This is a genomic window from Hyphobacterium sp., assembly GCF_043584775.1.
In the GTDB taxonomy this organism is placed as follows: Bacteria; Pseudomonadota; Alphaproteobacteria; order Caulobacterales; family Maricaulaceae; genus Hyphobacterium.
This window is the reverse complement of the sequence record NZ_CP121327.1, coordinates 969,944-989,619: the sequence shown is the minus strand read 5'-3', so window position 1 is coordinate 989,619 and position 19,676 is coordinate 969,944. Positions and strand designations below refer to the sequence as shown.

The following is a 19,676-nucleotide window of genomic DNA, read 5'->3' as shown; positions in this document are numbered from 1 at the left end:
GCGTGAAACTAAACGCCCGAAAATCTCTCAGGCACAGATAAAGCGCAATAACGATACGCGCTGTTCCCTTGCTACATTAAAAAATTTAGAGAGGCCAGCCCAAAGCTCTTTCACATTCGCCTTTGCCTGCGTCTTTTTTCAGGCAGGAAGACGGCTTTGAAATATCGCCTGACACGCGAAAATCGTTTGTGCAGGCTTGCTATTCTAAGCAATGCCTTCGTGGATCGCCCGCATTCCCAATGTTTTTCTCGCCGAAAAATGGTGTTGCAAATCAGCATCGGTATTATTTGATTTAGCAAAATCCGGTTCGGACGTTCGATTGGTCGGCGTCGGATTCGCCAAAGATTTGAACGATCAGAGATTCGGGCCCGGGCGGCGTCATTTTTCCAGCCACACCGTACCAAACTGGTCTCGCTCAGCCTTCGCACGGTTGTGAACAGGTGAATCTTGCGGCGGCGGGGAGCTTCGAATTGTAAATTTTCGTAAGCTCCTCAACCGCCGATTTCAACGCTGACCAACCCTACCTTTCCAGTCTCCATCCGCGATCACCGCTGGCGATGAGGAGGACGAGCGAGCCGGAGTCATTGGCGGGCAGGTCGAGGGCGGCGGTATAGCGCCCGGAGGCCTCGCAGCCCGAGAGGGTAAGCGAGACGGCCTGTGTGGCCGGACCGCTGGCCTGGCCGTAGACGGCGCAGTCATCGATATTGCCACGGAACTCTCCGGTCTCGTAGAGGATGAGACTGTCGCCAAAGGTGCCGGCCAGGTCGGTCCAGTTGGTTGCGACATCAGAGCGCGCATCGCGCACGCCCCAGAACTCACCGACCTGTTCGGTCCACGGAGCGCCCAGACGGATGGTGCCTGCATTGGTCCACACACCGTCATGGCCCAGAGTCATAAAGCGGGCTTGGGTGTTATCTTGACCGGCTTCCGCAGCGATGACTTCAAGCGTCGTCAGACGCGGCTCGATGCCATCATCGATCAGGACTTGTCCTGTCTCCGTGATGAAGAGCGAGGCCCGAGCCAGGCCCGGCCAGACGCCTTGTGGCTGGCGCATCAGCACACTCCAGCGGCCTTGCGGCAGGCTGGATGCGATCTCGGGGGCTGCTTCCGGGGCTGGCGCGGTCACCGCAGCACTCGTGGCAGACCGGATCGTACCCGTGGCGTCTGCAAAGCGCAGGAAGACACGGGAGTTGGCCGGATCAAACGGAATACCGCCCGTCGAAGTGTCACGCACGAAGGCCGCGAAGAAAAGCGGATCGCTGCCCGTCATGATCGAAGTAATGCTGTCGCTGCTACGCGGTGTGATGCAGATCGAGGCGGCATTGATCTGACAGATCTCCAGGTTAAGCGGCAGAGACGCCGCACCGGTATCCACCGTTGTGGTAAGTGTGACTTCTCCGGCTGCGCCTGAAGCATCCCCGATGCCAACATTGACGGCCGCAGCCGTCATGAACTGGACACGGCCTGGAGCCGGTATGCGGATCACGCCATCACCCGATGGGGTCGCGGCAATGGAGAGGATATCCGGAGCCGGAGCGGCCCCAATGGTGAGGAAGACCGAGTTGACGCCAACAATCGGATCCAAGCTTGCATTATCACATGTGATCACTGGCAGGAAGTTATAGCCCCCGGCCGCTGTCTGCGCGGTGGGGGTCATTCCAATGACGAAGTTCAAGGCCCCGCCTGGCACGATATCAAAGAGAGGGCTGTCTGGACCGATTGGATCGCCATTGGCATCCAGCTGGTTATAGCCAAGCGTGACCGGAGCTCCGGCTGGCGCTGTGATCTGACAGGACTGTGCTGGGCTGGATGTACGAGAAACGACAGACAGGAAGGCGGAGATCACCGGCCCGCCGACATAGCCCGAGCGGGCGGCCGGCAGGGTGGCGGCTACGATGCGGCCATCTGGCGGATTGTCCAGCGTGAAGCGGGCCGCTACGGCGGTATCCTCGGTGAGCGTGAAGCTGCAGCTCAGCCCGGTCTCGCCCGCACACGGACCTTCGGCCCAACTGGCAAAGCCTGAGCCGGTGTCCGCCGCCGCGGTCAGCGTGATGGCGGTGCCGGCGGTGAAGTCCGCCGTACAATCGTCATCGCAATCCAGGCCAGCTGGCGAGCTGGTGACCGAACCCTCGCCCACGCCCGGGAAGGTGAGAGTGAGTGCGCGCGCATCATCATGCGTGATCGAGAAGGTGTCGGCGGCGGCATTGCCATTGCCGGCAGCATCCTCGGCGACATCGGCGGCCACAGCAATGGAGACATTGCCCGCCGCACTTGGCGTGATCAGCGCAGTATAGGTGACCGGCGTGGTACCGCCCGAACTGGTCTGGACGAGATCGGAGGCCACCGCATTGGTGACCGCAAGATCATTCAGGGCAAAGCCCGTGACCGTTTCGGAGATCGCGATATCCAGTGTGAACGGCGCCGCGACCGGGCCGCTGGCGCTGGAGGACAGGGTGATCACCGGTGCGGTGTTATCGAGGGTATAGCTCAGCTCGGAACGGCCCGACGCGGTGGTATCGTCAAGCGTATTGCCGGCTTCGTCACTGATGTCCTGCCCGCTGGCAAAGCCCAGTGTCACATCGCCGTCCAGGCTGGCGAGATCGCCACCGGATGCAGTGACATCGACCGCATTGGCGGCCAGCACCAGCGGGGCCGGGGCGGTATCGCCCGTCACCGAAGGCGGCAGGCCCAAGGCGACCGCTGACACGCTCAGGCTGGCGGTCGAGCCGTCGAGGGTGAAGTCAGCCGCATCCACATTCTCGATCGTTTCCGAGAAGTTGACCCGCCAGGTCAGCGTATCGGCATTGGTCAGCTCCGTTGCCGGGTCCTGACGCACAATCGAGGTCAGCGTGGGCGCTTCGGTATCGTTCTGAACGGTATAGCTCTGCTCATTGGTGCCGGTGGGCGTGGCATCCGCGAAGGCATTGTCCGCCGCATCCACAATCCCGCCACTCGTCAGCACGCCAAGCGTGACCGTTGCGTTGAGGTTGGCGAGGTTGCCGCCCGATACCGTTACGTCGAAGGCATTGCCACCGGCATCGCTGACATCGCTCACCGTAGCGGTCGTGCCCGAGACGGTGAAGTCACCGCTATCCACATTCTCCACCGCTTCCGAGAAGCTCACCCGCCAGGTCAGCGTATCGGCATCCGTCGTTTCGCTGGACGGCGTGTTGCGCGCGATCGAGAGCAGGGTGGGGGCGGTCTCATCATTCTCGACCGAAAACTGCGTGGCGGCGGCATTGCCATTGCCGGCCGCGTCCTCGGCGGCGTCCGCGGCGACATCAACCGTGACCTCGCCATCGTCCGCCGGGGTGATAGTCGCGGTGAAGACCGTGTTGTCCGACGTCTGCAGGTCCGACGCCGCGCCATTGCCCACGCTGATATCGATCAGCGCAAAGTCCGACACCGCTTCCGAGAAGGTGAAAGTCGCCGTAAACGCCCCCGAGACCGGACCCGTTGGACCTGTGATCGCTAGCATCGGCGCGGCATTGTCGAGCGAATATGCCAGCTCCGCAATATCGGGGATCGTCCGGTCCATGACATTACCGTAGTCGTCGGCAAAGTCGGTGTCGGCGAGCCCGAGCGTCACATCGCCATCAAGGCCGGCGAGGTCGCCGCCGGAAACGGTGACATCAAAACCGATCGAAGACCGCGAGACATCCGTGACCGCCGCGCTCGTACCGGATACAGTGAAAGCACTGGTCGGCAGATCGAAATTGCCATCGATCTGAGCGAAGGTTACCCGCCAGACCAGGCTGTCGGCATTCGTAACAGCGTCCGCCGGCGTCAATCGAGCGATCGACGCGATTGATGGCGCGATATTCCGCACGTCGAAGGTTTCATTCGTGGCCGGTTCGCTGGATCCCAGCGCGTTGCCGGCTGCATCCGTAACGTCCTGCCCATCAGCCAGGTCAAGGCCCACCGTGCCCGTCAGCTCCGCCAGATCGCCGCCACTGATGGTCAGCGTGTAATCGCTGCCGGAACCAGCCAGGACGCCCGTCCCGGTCGTGCCGGAAATGTCGAAATCGTCCGCCGAAACATTGCTGACGCTTTCGTCGAATGTGATGTCGAACACCAGCGTGTCGGCATTGGTCTGCTCGCCCGGCGGCGTGTTGCGGGCAAAAGTCGTCAACGACGGCGCGGTGTTGTCGACCGTGAAGGTCAGCTCCGCCCCGGCCGGGATGGTCCGGTCCATCACATTGCCATAGTCATCGGCAAAATCGGCATTGGTCAGACCGAGCGTGACGTCGCCGTTCAGATCCGCGAGATCACCGCCGGAAACCGTCACATCAAAGCCGATCGAGAAGCGCGAGACATTGGTCACACTCGCCGTTGTGCCCGAAACCGTGAAAGCATTGGTGGGCAGGTCGAACGTGTTGTCGATTGCCGAGAACGTTACGCGCCAGGTGAGGCTGTCGGCATTGGTGGAGGCAGCAATCGGCGTCAGGCGCGCAATCGATCCAATCGCGGGCGGCTGGTTGCGGACATCGTAGGTTTCGACCGTGCCCGAAGGCGTCCGGTCAGTCAGCGCATTGCCATTGGCGTCGTCAATCGTGGACGCGCCGTCCAGTGCCAGCGAAACCGTTCCGTTCACACCGGAGAGATTCCCGCCACTCGCCGTGACTGTCCAGGACGAAGATAATGGCGCGGCATGCGGCGCCTCTATGCCCGGTGGCAGGCTTTCGACGAGCGCGCCGACCGTAAGGCCGGCGGTCGTGCCGCTGATCACAAAATCCGCTGCATCGACATTCCGGACCGGCGTGTCGAAGCGCACATCAAACACGAGCGTATCAGCGTTTGTGCGTTCACCTGCCGGAGTTTCCCGCGTGATCGAAACGAGGGTCGGCGCAACCGTATCAACGATCGCCGTGGAATTCGGATCAGTCGTGTTGGCTGGCGCAAATCCGTTCGTGCCATTGCCATTGCCCAGCGCATCGACAATGTCGGTATTGGCATTGAATTGCAGCTGTGCCGTACCGGTCCCGGTCAGGGTCGCTGTGATCTGGGCATTGGTACCGCCGTCCTGTGCGATCTGGAGATTGCTCGCTGTCACGCCGGCCGATGTCGCAAGCGTGAAATCGTCAATGGTGAAATTGTCGGGATCCTCATTGATCGAGATGAACCAGGTCACCAGCGTATTGCCGATCGTGGCATTATTGTTGGCAAAGATATCCGTGACGATGGGTGGCGAATTATCGAGGTAGAATTCGTTCTGGTTTGCACCGGTCGGCTCGGTATTCACCAGAGCATTTCCGGCGATATCCTGAATCGACTGATCATCGGCGAAGGAGAGTGTCCGCACGGCATTTCCGGTCTCGATCGAAGCACCGGATGCCGTCACATCATAGACCGAGGCCGAGACAGCACTGACGGCCAGCGAAGCCGCCGGGTCGTCAATCGCGAAATCGGAGGAGCCGACGCCCGGCGCCAATAATTCGAATGCGCTGATCCCGTCGGCATCACCCGATATTGCGATGACATTGCCGTCAATGTCCCGCACAGCCAGGGCCGAGAGATTGTTCAGCTCGAAAAGCGGATTGTCCGACTGCAACGCCGCCGCGACCGGCGTCAACGTGCCATCATTGGCAACCGAGAAAGCGCTGATTGCGTCATCGTTCCGGGTAATGGCGAGAACATAGGTCGTGCCGTCCTTCGAAATCGTCGCCATCCCGTTCACGCGATCCAGCTGCAGCTCGGCGGTATCGGCGATCGAATCCGCCAATGTCAGACTGCCATCATTGCCGACCGCATAGGCACTGATAGCGTCGGAATCCTGAGCGGTCACGAACAGGAATGTCGTCCCGTCGATCACCGCGATCGAGACATTCTCGGCCCCTTCAAGATTACCGCCGGAATTGTCCTGATTGGCGACATTGGTCAGCATTCCGTCATTGCCGATCGAGAAGACGCTGAGGCCATCATCGAAACGGCCGGCGACGAACAGATACGGTGTCCCGTCCACGATAGCACTGGTGATGCCGCCCACCCCGTCGAGTTCGAGCGCGCCGGCGTCGGAAATATTCTGGATATTCGTCAGCTGACCCAGCGCGTCCATCGTGAACACGCTGAGGCCGTCATCCCTCTCGTCGGCGACATAGAGATAGGTCGTGCCATCAACGACGACCGTGTGGAGCGCCGAAACAATCCAGAGATTAAGTGTCGCGTCATCGGCGACATTGTCGACATTGGTCAGGGCTCCGGCATTGTCGATCGAGAACACGCTGAGGCCGGCCTCATAATAGGATGATGCGATCAGATAAGGCGTCCCGCCCACGACGGCGGATCCCAGGCGGTAGGGGCCATCCAGAAACACGGTGGGGCTGTCGGATGTCGTCGCGACGTTCGTGAGGCTTCCGGCAGAATCGACAAGGATGGTTGAAATGGCGTCATCGCCCAATGCCGCACCGAACAGATAGGTCGATCCGTCAACCTCGACGAATTCAAGATCATAGGTGCTGCGCAAGGCAACCGATCCCGTGTCCCGGAAATTGGTGAGGTTGGACAGAGACGCTGGAGCCGTCACGGCCTCGTCAAACGTCACACGCCAGGTGATTGAGTCCGCATTGGTTGTGTCATCCGTCGGATTGTGCCGAACAATGGACGCCACGCGCGGCGCCGTTCCGTCGATGATCGCCAGCGTATCCGTGGCCGCGCCCGAATTGCCCAGAGAGGAGGTCAGATCACCCGTCGTGTTGACGGCATCGCCCAACGTGGAGCTGGTGACATCCACCGAGACCGTGCAGGTCGCACCCGCGAGAACCGCACCGCCTGTATAATTGACCGAGCCGGCGCCGGAAACGGCCGTCACCGTGCCACCCGTACAGGTCGTTGCGGCATTCGCCGGACTCGCGACCGTCATGCCCGCCGGGAAATTATCGGTGAAGTCCAGCGCTGTCGCCGCCACACCATTGGCCGAGCTGTCGATCGTGAAGGTCAGGGTCGAGCTGCCGCCCGCCGCCACCGAATCCGGGGCAAACACCTTGGTGAAGCCCGGCGGAACCGTGTTCAGCACTGCATAGGTTTCATCTGTCGCCGGCTCGCCGTCAGGCAGCGCGTTACCGGCCGCATCCGTAATGCCATGGCCCGTATTCAGGTTCAGCCCGACATTGCCGCTGCTCAGATCGGCGAGATTTCCCCCGGAAATCGTCAGCGTATAAGCCGCACCCGATCCGGCGAGGACGCCGGTTCCGGTCGTGCCCGTGATGTCGAAATCAGCCGCACCGGTATTCAGGACGGCCTCGTCAAACGTGATGTCAAAGACCAGCGTATCGGCATCCGTGTCTTCGGTCGCCGGCGTATTGCGGGCAAAGGCGGTAAGGCCCGGCGCGTCAGTATCGATCGCCAGGGTCAGTCCGCTTGCGAAGGTCGATGTATTGCCTGCCGCATCGAACGCAACCGCGATTATCGTACGCGAGCCGTCGGCCAGCGCCGGCAGGGTCGCGGACCAGTTTCCCGATCCGTCAACACCCACGGAAGTTATCGTCCCTGCGGCCAGGTTGTCGCCGGCAACGGACGAAACCAGGGTAACGCCTGTGTTGGGCTCCCCTGTTCCTTCAAGGGTCGGCGTCGTATCGCTGGTGATGTTGTCGTTATTGCTTGAGCCAGTGTCGGTCGCAGCCGTGAGGTCCGGCGCTGACGGCACAGACGGATCGGTCACGTCAATTGTGACTGACAATCCGGCCGACGCCGCAGACGTATTGCTGGCGGCGTCAGTCGCCGTCGCCGTGATTGTGTGAACATTCTCGCTCAGGGCCGAGCTGGTGATGGACCAGTCGCCGGACCCGTCCGCCGTCGCGGAACCCACCACGCCATCCAGAGACGAGATCAGCGTGACGGTGGCACCCACCTCTGCCGTACCCGTAAAGGTCGGTGTCGTCGCATTGGTGTTGTTGTCTGTGTCGTCATATCCCGTGTCGGAGCCTGCGGCCAGATCCGGTACCGAAGGCGCGGCCGGCGCGGTGTTGTCGATGGTGACGGTCCGCTGATCGGTGCCACTCGGCACCAGCGAAGCAAGCGGATTACCAGCGATGTCGGTGATGCCGTGGGCACCGGTCAGGGCGAGTGTGATATCGCCATCCAGACTGGCCAGATCACCGCCTGTGACCAGGATATCGATAACATTGTCCAGCGTGTTGACGAGGACCGGGCCGGCCGTCGTGCCGGACACTGTGAAGCTTCCATTGGCGGCACCGGTCACGTTTTCCGAAAGCGTCACGCGCCAGCTGGCGGTGTCGGAATTGGTCGGAGAGGACGGGCCGGTAATCGAGACAACACTCGGGGCCACTGTATCCACGCTCGCCACCGCATTGGGGTCTGTCGTGTTGGCTGGCGCGAAACCGTTCGTGCCATTGCCATTGCCAAACGCGTCGACGATGTCGGTATTGGCGTTGAACTGCAGCTGTGCCGTACCCGACCCGGTCAGGTTAGCGGTGATCTGGGCGTTGGTCCCATTGTCCTGCGAAATCTGGAGATCGCTTGCCGTGACACCAGCCGATGTCACAAGCGTGAAATCATCGATGGTGAAATTGTCCGGATCCTCGTTGATCGAGATAGACCACGTCACCAGCGTATTGCCGACTGTCGCATTATTGTTGGCGAAAATGTCGGTAACAATCGGCGGATCGTTATCGAGACTGTAGAAATTGTTATTGGTGCCCTGCGGGAAGGTGTTGGTCAGCGCATTGCCGGCGGTGTCGGTAATGTCCTGGCCAGCCGCGAAGCTGATTGTCGGGCTGGCATTCGACGTTGGCATATCTCCGCCCGAGACCGTGACATCCACAGTCGTGGCCGTGATGTTGCTGACAGAAACCACGCCGGTCGTCTGATCGACCTGGAAGTCATCGGCAGTTATATTTGCGACGGCCTCGGCGAACGTTATGCGCCATGTCACGGAATCCGCATCGGTGGTACCGGTGGCCGGGTTGAGAAAGTCAATGGAAGCCACCAGCGGCTCGATATTGTCGATCGTGTAGATTGGTTCATTCGGAATAGTTACCGAAACCAGATTTGTCAGCGCGTTGCCGGCGGGGTCGGTCAAATCGTGCGCGGGGTTGATGCTGAGCGCGATATCGCCATTGAGGTTCGACAAGTTGCCGCCCGAGGCCGTCACATTGAATTCGTACTCACTACCAGGTACACGCGGTTCGACGGACAGTGTTGCTGTCGTGCCCGCGATCTGGAAGTCGGCCGCATTCAAATTCTGCATGGCCGAATCGAAGGCGATCAGCCAGCTGACGGAATCCAGATTGGTTGATGCCGAATTGTTTCGCTGCAAACCGGTTATCAATGGCGCGAAATTATCGACGTCGAAAGTGTTGTCATTCGTTCCGGTCGGCGTGGTGTCGGTCAGGGCGTTGCCCGCGCTATCAGTAATGTCCTGCCCCCCTGCGAAGGACAGGGTGACGGTCGCATCAAGATCGGCCATGTCGCCGCCGGACACCGTCACATCGACCTGCGTTCCGGTGAAACCGGACGTGCCGATTGTGGCCCCGGTCGGGCCGCTTACCGAGAAGTCCGCATCCCCGACATTGGTCACGGTCTCGTCAAACGTCACCCGCCAGGTCAGGCTATCGGCATTGGTCGGCGAGGTCGACGGCGTCTGGCGCTCAATGGAGGCGATGCGAGGGGCGGTGGCGTCGGGAACATACGCCCCGCCGGACGCCTGAATGTTGGATATCGTAGTTGTGTTATTTGCCACCTCAGCCGTGACCGTGATGGGAGCGGCCCCAGGCGCTGTACTTGTAAACTGCCAGTTGAGGCTGCATGAGCCGCCCCCGGATGGAGCGTTGCATAGATACTGACCTCCACCGAAATCCGCGCCGCACCCCGCCCCCGAGCAGGCAGTGACGGAGGGCGAACTCGTCTGCCCATCCTCGTAAACAACAAACGAGACTATGGGAGGCCCGCTGAGGCGGTTGATCACAGAGAAACCATAAGTCAGACCACTTGGTGCCAGGCCGCCCCCAGAACCAGCTGAGCACGCCCCGGTGGCGTCATTGCCCCAAACTTCGCCGTTTGGAGCTATATCTGGACAACTGATTTGCGCCGAGGCCATTGAAGTCGCAGCCAGCGCAATCCCGATTGCGGCCGCGATGATTATTACGCCCCGACGAGCCGCAATCGCGAACCTGAACGAATTGAACATGATATTCCCCGCATTGACCTGATGTCCGGCTGCTACGCGAAAGCGCAATCCGGATTGCGGTCGATTAACGGCGCACAGAACAGAACAAACAATCGCCCAAAAGGGTGGGTCCGCGCTATAAAGGCCGGAAGTGTGGCGGGAGAGCACAGGTGAAACGTCCGGCAGATACAGGCGAATCAGGCCATTTGAGCTTTGCCAGCAAGGCAGGCTATGGCCTCGGCGATCTCGGCTTCCTGCTTGTCTGGCACGGCAGTGCGCTCTTCCTATTGTATTTTTATACCGACGTCCTCGGCCTGCCGCCCGGACTGGCCGGAGCCATTTACCTGATCTCCATGATCTGGGATGCCGTCTCGGACCCGATCGTGGCCGCATGGGCCGAGCGCCGGGCCGCTCGCACAGGCCGCTATGCGCCGATCATCGCCATGGCCGCCTTACCCGTTGGCCTGACCTATGGGTTGATGTTTATCGCCCCGCCCCTGTCCGGGCTCGCACTCGCGGGATGGGCGCTGGCCACGCATCTGGCTTTCCGTACCGCCTATACCATCGCCAGCATGCCCTACAATACACTGCCCGTGCGCCTGACAACCGATGGAAAGGCACGCAGTGCCCTCTCCGGCTTTCGCGTGTCCGGTGCCGCGACCGGCGCTGTGGTCACAGCTGTTCTCACCCCCGTCATCGTGCAGGCCAATCAGACCGCGGGCCGCACCGAAGCCTTCGGATATATGATCGCCGCCATTCTGGTCGGTCTGCTGGCTTCCGCCCTGCTCTTCACTTGCAGCCGGGTCGTTCGCGAACCGGAAATGCCGGCGCAGGACGCTGAACGCCCCGATTACCTCTCCGCCCTTTTCGGTCTGTTTCGCGCCGCACGCGGCAATACGCCCCTGCTTCGTCTGCTCGCCATCATGGTCGGCGGGACGATTGCTCAGGGCCTGTTCCTGCAGAATATGCTCTATTTCCTGACCCACGTGATCGGCCGGGCGGACCTCATCACCCCCGTTCTGGCGGCCTCGGCATTTGCGGTCATTCTCGCAGCTCCCGTCTGGGTCATTCTGGCCGCCCGCACGTCCAAACGTGTCAGCCTGATCAGCGGCCTCGCCGTCGCCGTGACCGGCTATGCGGCCATGGCGCTGGCACCGCCCGGCGGCGCAATGGTGCCAATGGTCTCCGTCGCGATTGCAGGCATTGGTGGCGCTGCCATTCCGGTGATGTTGTGGTCCATGGTCCCGGACGCGATCGAACATGGCGAACTGACGACCGGATTGCGCGTCGAGGCCCGCACGTTCGGGCTGGCCACCTTTGCGCAAAAATCAGCGGTAGGAATAACGGCCGTTATCATCGGTTTTATCCTGGCAAGCGCGGGGTATTCGGGAGATGCCGCTCCGCCGCAATCGGCACTGACCGCCATCCGCATCATGGTGTCCCTTGCGCCCGCGCTTTTGATGGCCGGCCTGATTGGGATCATCTGGACCTATCCGATCTCGCAATTGCGGCATCAGGAAATTCTCGCGGCACTGAAGCTGAAACAGAAATAGGCAGACCGCCCACCCTTTCAGGTGATTGCGCCTGACGCAAAGTGAGGGACAATCCATCCAAGAAATGTAGACACACGGGACGGTGAATGGCCGCAAACGACGCCACCTCTGACACGAACGATCTCAAAGCCCAGATTCAACACGATCTGGACGAGGTGCGTCTTGGACAAGCGCGTCTATTGCTGAAGCGGACACGAACGTCGTGTCTGATCGTGGAAGGCGTCATCCTCTATTTCACCGCCCTGATTGCCTTTTCCGGCCATCCTGTTTTCGCCGGCATCTGGCTGGCGCTGACCAGCATGATGGTCCTCATAGTTTTCCTCTACGGGCAAGCCTTCAGAAACGGCATCTCGCCGGAAAACCACAAGCGCTATCTGCGTGGCCATACGCTCATCTCTGCCATGACCGGGCTCGTATGGTCCGGCCTCGCCATTGCCTACCTGGACCCCTCTTCAACGCTGAACCTGTTCATTGCCGTCAATATCGTCGTTTCGATCGCCCTGGGCGGTATGTTGCCGAGTGCCGAATACCGGCCCACCTTCATCAGTCTTTCAACCGGCATGTTTCTGCCCTTCTCCCTGTTCTGGCTCGCAACCGTTGACGGGCCCGCCCGCTTGATCGGCGTCGGATTGCTGATCCTGTACGGGTTCGGCCTGCTGGTCAGTGCGCGCTCTGAACTGCAGACGATCGAAACGCTGGCCGCCGAGCGCAATCGGCGCCTGAACCAGAAACTTCAGGAACAGAACCGCAAGATTGAAAGAGCCAGCGCGGAAAAGTCGCGTTTTCTGGCGGCGACCAGCCACGACATGTCCCAGCCTCTGCAGGCCCAGGGCTTTTTCATTCGCGCACTGAAAGAAGAAGTCACCACAAAGGAGCAGGCCGACCTGTTGGCGAAAATCGAAGCGGCCTGGCGTAGTCAGAAAGACATGCTGCAAGCGCTCGTTGAAACCGCCCGCCTCAGTAGCGGCGCGATCACCGCCAGAACCAGCGCATTTGACCTCGCCGAAATCCTGACGGAAGTCGAGGCCGAATTCGCCGAACTTGCGCGCCAGAAGACACTCTCTCTGAGCATCGGGAAATGTAGCACTGCGGTTGAAACAGACCGGGTCCTCTTCGGCCGAATTCTGCGCAATCTGGTCGCGAATGCGATCAAATTCACCCCGCAAGGCGGGCGGGTCACGATTGATTGCCATGAATGCAAAGACGGTGTTCTGATTGAAGTAACAGATAACGGCCCCGGCATAAGCGAGGCTGATCAGGCTCGGATCTTCGAAGAATATGTCCAGTTGGGTGATGGCCCCGATCCGGAAGGCCTTGGTCTGGGATTGCCCATCGTCCGGCAACTGGCCGAAAAGCTCGCCCTTCCGCTGGAATTCAAGAGCCAGCCCGGATGGGGCACGCGCGTGGGTATCAGATTACTCGCAGCCAGCCGCGCCCCGGAGCGAAAAACAACATCCTTTCCGGATAAGCCCATCGAAGGACCACCGCTCATCCTGGTGATCGACGATGAAGCCTCCGTGCGTGAAAGCCTTGCGATGTTGCTGACCCAGTGGGGTTGCCGGGTCATCGCCGCAGCCTCCGGCCATGAGGCCAAGCGGATCCTGTCCTGGGCCAATGAAGCCCCCGGATTCATTATCGCGGACAAGCGTTTGTCGAACGGAGAAGACGGAATTGACGTCATTGCCGCCTTGCGTGACGAAGTGCTGGACGATATCCCCGCAGCCCTCCTGACGGGCGAAGTCTATGATTTTGCCAAGCTCGCTGAACTGGAAGATGTCACCATCATTCCAAAACCGGCGGAAAGCGAAGCGCTGCGTGCAGCGCTGGATCAGGCGCTCGAAGGCCGCACAGCAAACTAGATCAATCCCAGCAATACCGCCTTGTGGACACAAGCCGTCCGGGTTCGCACACCGAGCGCTTCAAAAATCGAGCGCAAATGCGATTTCACCGTGTTCTCACTGATATTCAGGCTCTCGGCGATCACCTTGTTGGTGGCACCTTCCCCTAGCATCTTCAGAACCACAATTTGGCGCGGGGCGAGCCTGGGCGGCTCCGCAGCCGAATTCCAGACCTCCTCACCTGCATCCAATACCACTGTTTGCGTCGCGTCAGGGGCATCAAAGACCGTCCCCCCGCCCAGAATACACGACACCGCATCTTGCAGGACGCTGATATCGGAAGACTTGGGAACAAACCCGCTCGCGCCCAGGCGCTGCATCTCGCTGACCGGCGGAGGGGTCGCAATTCCCGATAGCATTAAAACGGGTGGCGCATTCTTGTGCTTCGAGATCGCCGACAGCAGCGCCAGACCATTCATCCCTTTCATGACCAGGTCCAGAATGATCAGATTAAAACCTGTATCGCTCGACAACGCTTCCAGAAACACCACCGGGTCTTCAAAGGTCGAGACCTCATACCCGTCGCCGGTACCAGCCAGCAATGCGCTGAAGCCTTCGGTAAACATCCGATGATCATCCACCAGAGCGATGCGAACGGTTGAACTCATTTAATCTCTGGCCGGTCCATTTGCGCTTTTGCCGATACCGGTCATGCGAGCCGGGAATCAACCTGCCCACACAACTGTACATGCCACAGTTAGTGCAATCACAATCATCAGGCAAACCGCGGCGTGAACCGCGCATCGGGCCGCTTTTGTCGCCCGGCCTCCGATGCTGAGGCGCCGGACTATGCGTTATATTCGATAATTGGAAGAAATGGTGAGCCGGCAGGGGTTCGAACCGTGGACCTACTGATTAAAAGTCAGTTGCTCTACCGACTGAGCTACCGGCTCCCCGATGGGAGCGCCGGACCTATCCGCTTCGCATGGATACGTCAATAAGCAGCCATAATTTTGGGCAGTATACTGGCATATCTGTTTCAGCCGACTGGAGCACATTCATGAACCCGACGTCGCTTTTACGTTCGATCCCTGTTGTCTCGGCCATTCTGGTATCCTTGACGGCCTGCGCCTCCAATGGCGTCACTTCTGCCGGTATGGACGAAACCCGCAGCGCCGTGAGCGATGCCGTCGGTCTGCCCCGTGACCGCCCTGGCCGGATCATGGTCGATGAAGGCGACGAGACCGTCCCAACGCCTTATGGCGGTGAAGGGGCGCGCCGCGTCTGTTCGACAACCGCCCGTGACATTGCCCGACTGACCGCAGTCCTTGGGCCTGAGAACATTTATGTTCCCGAAGAACGCGAGGACGAAACCGAGGAGGAACGCAGCTGGCGGGAACGGTCCGCCATGTGGGCCGGCCGCAGCGGCAACGCCATCTCCAGCGGCGCCCGCGACCTGTACAGATCCACGATTGTCGGACTGAATCCGGCACGCCCTGTCTTGCGTTTTGTCGGCCGGGCGGGAGAAATCGAACGGGAAGCCCGGGCCCAACGCATCACCGCTCTTAATCGGCGCGCCTATCTGCGCGGGCTTTTTGATGGCTTCGGTTGTTCCGACAGCTACCTGACCCGTGCATTCGACGAGTACGAGCTATCGCCCGAACCGGGCACTGACTAGCCGCGCCGCGCTTCGCCTTCAGCCCACCGGGCGCGGAAGTCCGTTACGAACTGGTCGAACGTGCCCGCGGCAATGGTCGCCCGCATCCGCGCCATCAGCTGCTCATAATACGCAATATTATGCCAGCTGAGCAGCATGGCAGCGAGATATTCGCCGGCCCGGACGAGGTGGTGAATATAGGCCTTTGAATAGTCGCGGCTGGCGGGGCAGTCGATGGACGCGTCCAATGGCGATGTATCCTCGGCAAATTCCGCCCGCTTCAGATTGACCGGGCCGAAGTCCGACCAGGCCTGACCATGGCGTCCGGAACGGGTGGGCATGACGCAGTCAAACATATCGATCCCGCGCGCCACCGCCTCAACCAGATCAATCGGCTTGCCGACGCCCATCAGATAATGTGGCCGGTCGGCGGGGAGTTCGGGAACGGTGTAATCCAGCACCTCGCACATGGTTTCCAGCCCTTCACCGACGGCCAGACCGCCGACGGCATAGCCGTCAAACCCGGTTTCAACGAGGCGCTGCGCCGATTCCTTGCGCAGATTTTCGTACACCGCCCCCTGGACAATGCCGAAAAGCGCCTGGGTATCGCGTTCGCCAAATGCCGCCTTGCATCTCGCGCCCCAGCGCAGCGACATTTCCATGGAGGCTCGGGCTTCGTCCTTGGTGCAGGGAAAGTTCGTGCACTCGTCCAGCTGCATGGAGATATCCGCACCCAGAAGGTCCGCCTGGATCTCGATCGCCCGCTCCGGCGTCAATTGGTGTTTTGAACCGTCAATGTGGGACTGGAACTCCACCCCTTCCTCGGTCAGCTTTCGCAAACCCGCCAGAGACCAGACCTGGAAGCCGCCGGAATCGGTCAGGATCGGACCATCCCAATTCATGAATTCATGCAGCCCGCCGAGACGCTTCACCCGCTCGGCCCCGGGCCGCAGCATCAGATGATAGGTATTCCCGAGAATGATATCCGCGCCCGCTTGCCGGACCTGTTCAGGATACAGCGCCTTCACCGTCGCCGCCGTGCCGACGGGCATGAAGGCCGGCGTGCGGATATCGCCGCGCGGTGTTTTCAGAACCCCGGTCCGCGCCTTGCCATCTGTAGCGTGAATTTCGAAGGGAAAGGCACTCATCTTGCGGCCTCGATCAGACAGGCATCGCCATAGGAAAAGAAGCGATAGTTTTCCGCTATTGCATGGGCATAGGCTGCCTGCATCCGGTCCAGTCCTGCCAGCGCCGAGACCAGCATGAACAGGGTGGATTTCGGCAGGTGGAAATTCGTCAACAAGGCATCCGTCACCTTGAAGCGGTAACCCGGCGTAATGAAGATGTCCGTGTCCATCGTGCCCGCCCGGACGCCGCTCTCAGTCGCCAGACTTTCAATCGTGCGCAGCGCCGTGGTGCCGACCGGGATAACCCGCCGCCCCTCCGACTTCGCGCGATGGATCAGGTTTGCACTTGAATCAGATATTTCACACCACTCGGCATGCATTTGATGTTCTTGTACATTTTCCGTTTTGACCGGCAGGAACGTTCCCGCGCCGACATGTAGAGTAACCGTTGCGGTCTCAACACGTCGTGCTGCCAAGGCCTCCATCAAGCGATCGGTAAAATGAAGCCCGGCGGTCGGAGCCGCAACGGATTCGGTTTTGTTCTCTGCCGCGAACCGGGTCTGGTAATCCTCATCATCCGCCTCATCGACCGGGCGCTTTGATGCGATATAAGGCGGCAGCGGCAACGAGCCGGCCGCTTGAATCGACGCCTCAAGGGCATGACCTGACCTGTTGAATTGAATCAGGAAATCACCGCCTTCAGGCTTTGCTTCAATGGTCGCGACAAGGTCGCCGAAAATTATTTCATCGCCTTCGCGCAGGCGCTTGCCGGGCTTGGCAAACACCCGCCAACGGCTCGCATCGACCCGTTTGTGCAAATTGACCGAGACGGGCACATCACTACTGTCCGCATTCCGCGCGGGCCGAAAGCCGCTCAGAGCCGCGCGCATTACCCGGGTATCATTCAGCACCAGCAGATCACCGGGCTGCAAGAGCGCCGGCAGATCCAGCACCCCATGATCCCCTAGCCTGCCGTCAGACGCGATGTGCAGCAATCTGGCAGCATCGCGCGGCCGCGCAGGGCGCAGCGCAATCCGGTCTTCCGGGAGAACGAAATCGAAATCACTTAATTGCATGGTGGCGGGGTCTATCTTTTGCCGCATTGCACGGCAAGCTTACCGCTGTTCAGGCCAAGGAGAGGCGTGTGAATTTCAGATTCCGGCAACCGGCACGCCGCCTTCTTCTGGCCGATCTGGTCGTCCTGCCGTTATGCGCTGTTGTGGTCCTGCTGTGGCTCGCCCCATTCTGGAATTTTGCGGATCTCTACCGGCAGCTCTGGCCGGTTTGGGCAATGGCCGGGATCGTCATTCCGGGATTAACGGCGCTGTTGAAACGGTGGTCTCACACGGTTGTCAGCGCGCTACTCGTCGGGCTGATCCTTTTGGCGGCAGCAACCGAATTCTGGCGCAGTCAGACGCAGCCCTATTCTTTGACCATGCCTGATGATCCGGTCATGTTAACCGTCGCCACACACAATGTGTGGGGCCGGAATTTCGATCCTGAGCACACTATCAGTGTCCTTGAAAGTCTCGATGTCGATGTGATCGGCCTGCAGGAAGCTTTTGGCAATTCCCGCGGAATTGAATCTGCCCTGCTGGCAACCCACCCCTTCCGCGCCCGATGTGACCGGCACGCCACGCGTCTGGTCTCCCGGCTCGAAATCATCGACTCCGGCTGTCTGGAGTGGCGCGATACGGACTGGCCCGACAGCCGCCTCGCTTTATGGCGTTGGGAAGTGCCGCGAACGGTCTGGGCCCGTATCCGGCTGGCGGATGGCAGCGATGTGGTGGTCGTCGTAACCCATATGACCTGGCCCAACCCGTTATCCGTGCAAAATGAACAACGGCGCAATCTTGCCGATCTTATCGCCCGAAGAGACTGGGACAGTGTCATTCTCATGGGCGACTTCAATGCCGCCGCGCCATCCGTCGCGCTGGACCGGATTGAACGCGACATCGGCCTTCAAAGGCGAACGATCAGCCTTCCAACCTGGCCCTCATCGAGAACCGTCAGCCGCCGCATCGGCGTCCCGTTACCTGATCTGCCCGGCATGGTCGGGATCGACCATGTCTTCGCCAGCGCTGACTGGACCACACTCGACACCGCGGCAGGCCCAATAACCGGCTCGGATCACCGGCCCGTCGAGGTGACACTTTTTCGAATGCGGGAAGCAGGCTAAGCCGCTTCCAGCCTCGTCCGAGTCCAATTTTTGAGATAGTATTGGTGCAGTAATATCCTGTCGTTGTTTGTCTGCAAGAGAGCTCGTAGCAGCCATGAAAATCAGGGAGAATACTACGGACCGTCTCGTAATCGTTCGAAGTAGTGCAATGGAGCGACTCTTCTTCTCCGCCACAATCGCCATTGGCTTTGCAATCCTCTTTTTTGGAGATGCTTTGGACGCGCCTTTCTGGGTTCGCCTGTGTTTCTTCGCCCTGTTTGTTTCGGGCGGGATATTGTTCTGGTTGATGAGCGCTAAAGTAACAGTGACGCTCGATGGCCGAGTAGGTGAAGCGCGGGTTCACTGGGCGCGAATGACAGGCGAGAAAACTCGTTCGACGAGCCTGGAGGAGATCGTGGAGCTACGCGCCCAGATGGGGGAAGACGCGGGTCGGCTCAGATTTCATCTGGAAGACGGTTCAACCATACCGCTTACCCCATACAGCTACAGTGGCGGGGGCCACCCACTGGTTATCGAAAGCGTCAACGCCTGGCTTGCCAATTGGACCCAAGGAAAGACTTGAGGCATGCTGGTCTGATCAGCCCGCGCCAGTTTGGGGTAACGTTAGATATTGTCGCTGCGTTGCTCAAAGGGTCTTGGATCACGAGCTTGCTGCATCGACTGGGCCCCTTCTGGAATGGGCTCGAAGCCGACATCTGGCATCGTTGAGATAATTGGGTCCTGACCCTAGATTTTGATCCAACTAAGCGTCGACCAGTTTTGCTGAGATGATCTTGCCGGGATTGCGTGGCGGTTCGCCCTTGGGCAGGGCGTCCACATGTTCCATACCGGAAATGACCTCACCCCAGACTGTGTACTGGTTATTGAGGTAGGGCACTTCATCAAGACAGATAAAGAACTGGCTGTCGGCGGAATTCGGATCGGACGCCCGCGCCATGGACATGGTGCCGCGCACATGCGGCTCAGAATTGAATTCAGCATCAATATTCTGACCGGATCCGCCCATACCGTTGCCATTCGGGCATCCGCCCTGTGCAACAAAGCCGTCAATCACGCGGTGAAAGGTCAAACCGTCATAAAACCCGTCAGCCGCCAGCTCTGATATCCGGGCAACATGTTTGGGAGCGAGGTCGTCGCGCAGCTTTATGACGACATCACCGCCGTCGAGTTGAAAAACCAGATTTTTATCAGCCATTTGA

The 19,676-nt window shown here is 60.0% G+C and carries 10 protein-coding genes and 1 tRNA gene; 5 read left to right on the top strand and 6 right to left on the bottom strand.

Going from position 1 to position 19,676, the window contains the following annotated elements:
- Window positions 1-520: 520 nt before the first annotated feature.
- Window positions 521-9,697, bottom strand: coding sequence for a beta strand repeat-containing protein (locus tag P0D52_RS04760; RefSeq protein ID WP_394694291.1), 9,177 nt, complete (start codon window positions 9,695-9,697; stop codon window positions 521-523).
- A gap of 596 nt (window positions 9,698-10,293) precedes the next feature.
- On the opposite strand from P0D52_RS04760, the gene P0D52_RS04755 reads away from it, so the two are divergent.
- Both P0D52_RS04755 and P0D52_RS04750 read left to right on the top strand, forming a co-directional pair.
- Window positions 10,294-11,676 (top strand): MFS transporter, encoded by a 1,383-nt coding sequence (locus P0D52_RS04755; RefSeq protein ID WP_394694290.1) that lies wholly within the window; start codon window positions 10,294-10,296, stop codon window positions 11,674-11,676.
- 86 nt (window positions 11,677-11,762) lie between these two features.
- Window positions 11,763-13,535 (top strand): hybrid sensor histidine kinase/response regulator, encoded by a 1,773-nt coding sequence (locus P0D52_RS04750; protein ID WP_394694289.1) that lies wholly within the window; start codon window positions 11,763-11,765, stop codon window positions 13,533-13,535.
- On the opposite strand, the gene P0D52_RS04745 is transcribed toward P0D52_RS04750, so the two are convergent.
- Both P0D52_RS04745 and P0D52_RS04740 read right to left on the bottom strand, forming a co-directional pair.
- Window positions 13,532-14,182 carry a response regulator transcription factor gene (locus P0D52_RS04745; protein WP_394694288.1) on the bottom strand — a complete coding sequence of 217 codons (651 nt, stop codon included), beginning with the start codon at window positions 14,180-14,182 and terminating at the stop codon, window positions 13,532-13,534. The two genes, P0D52_RS04750 and P0D52_RS04745, sit on opposite strands and share 4 nt — an antisense overlap.
- Window positions 14,183-14,391: 209 nt before the next feature.
- A tRNA-Lys gene (locus tag P0D52_RS04740) sits at window positions 14,392-14,467 on the bottom strand.
- A gap of 107 nt (window positions 14,468-14,574) precedes the next feature.
- On the opposite strand from P0D52_RS04740, the gene P0D52_RS04735 reads away from it, so the two are divergent.
- Window positions 14,575-15,192 carry a hypothetical protein gene (locus P0D52_RS04735; protein WP_394694287.1) on the top strand — a complete coding sequence of 206 codons (618 nt, stop codon included), beginning with the start codon at window positions 14,575-14,577 and terminating at the stop codon, window positions 15,190-15,192.
- Here the strand turns inward: P0D52_RS04735 and tgt are convergent.
- Window positions 15,189-16,319, bottom strand: a complete 1,131-nt coding sequence (tgt, locus tag P0D52_RS04730) for a tRNA guanosine(34) transglycosylase Tgt (RefSeq protein WP_394694286.1) — start codon at window positions 16,317-16,319, stop codon at window positions 15,189-15,191. The genes P0D52_RS04735 and tgt overlap by 4 nt on opposite strands.
- Complete coding sequence (gene queA, locus P0D52_RS04725; RefSeq protein WP_394694763.1) at window positions 16,316-17,374, bottom strand: tRNA preQ1(34) S-adenosylmethionine ribosyltransferase-isomerase QueA; 1,059 nt, start codon at window positions 17,372-17,374, stop codon at window positions 16,316-16,318. Before queA ends, tgt begins: the two co-directional genes overlap by 4 nt.
- Before the next feature lie 68 nt (window positions 17,375-17,442).
- On the opposite strand from queA, the gene P0D52_RS04720 reads away from it, so the two are divergent.
- Together P0D52_RS04720 and P0D52_RS04715 are read left to right on the top strand one after the other, a co-directional pair.
- Window positions 17,443-18,477, top strand: coding sequence for an endonuclease/exonuclease/phosphatase family protein (locus tag P0D52_RS04720; RefSeq protein ID WP_394694285.1), 1,035 nt, complete (start codon window positions 17,443-17,445; stop codon window positions 18,475-18,477).
- Between the two features lie 148 nt (window positions 18,478-18,625).
- Window positions 18,626-19,039: a hypothetical protein gene (locus P0D52_RS04715; protein ID WP_394694284.1), complete on the top strand. Its 414-nt coding sequence runs from the start codon at window positions 18,626-18,628 to the stop codon at window positions 19,037-19,039.
- Window positions 19,040-19,219: 180 nt separating this feature from the next.
- On the opposite strand, the gene P0D52_RS04710 is transcribed toward P0D52_RS04715, so the two are convergent.
- Window positions 19,220-19,672: a peptidylprolyl isomerase gene (locus P0D52_RS04710; RefSeq protein WP_394694283.1), complete on the bottom strand. Its 453-nt coding sequence runs from the start codon at window positions 19,670-19,672 to the stop codon at window positions 19,220-19,222.
- Window positions 19,673-19,676 lie beyond the last annotated feature (4 nt).

What these genes read in the sequence shown, in the direction of transcription:
- queA (WP_394694763.1), bottom strand. Translation starts at nt 17,374, where the DNA reads ATGCAATTAAGTGATTTCGATTTCGTTCTCCCGGAAGACCGGATTGCG.
- P0D52_RS04715 (WP_394694284.1), top strand. Translation starts at nt 18,626, where the DNA reads ATGGAGCGACTCTTCTTCTCCGCCACAATCGCCATTGGCTTTGCAATC.
- P0D52_RS04710 (WP_394694283.1), bottom strand. Translation starts at nt 19,672, where the DNA reads ATGGCTGATAAAAATCTGGTTTTTCAACTCGACGGCGGTGATGTCGTC.
- tgt (WP_394694286.1), bottom strand. Translation starts at nt 16,319, where the DNA reads ATGAGTGCCTTTCCCTTCGAAATTCACGCTACAGATGGCAAGGCGCGG.
- P0D52_RS04735 (WP_394694287.1), top strand. Translation starts at nt 14,575, where the DNA reads ATGAACCCGACGTCGCTTTTACGTTCGATCCCTGTTGTCTCGGCCATT.
- P0D52_RS04750 (WP_394694289.1), top strand. Translation starts at nt 11,763, where the DNA reads ATGGCCGCAAACGACGCCACCTCTGACACGAACGATCTCAAAGCCCAG.
- P0D52_RS04745 (WP_394694288.1), bottom strand. Translation starts at nt 14,182, where the DNA reads ATGAGTTCAACCGTTCGCATCGCTCTGGTGGATGATCATCGGATGTTT.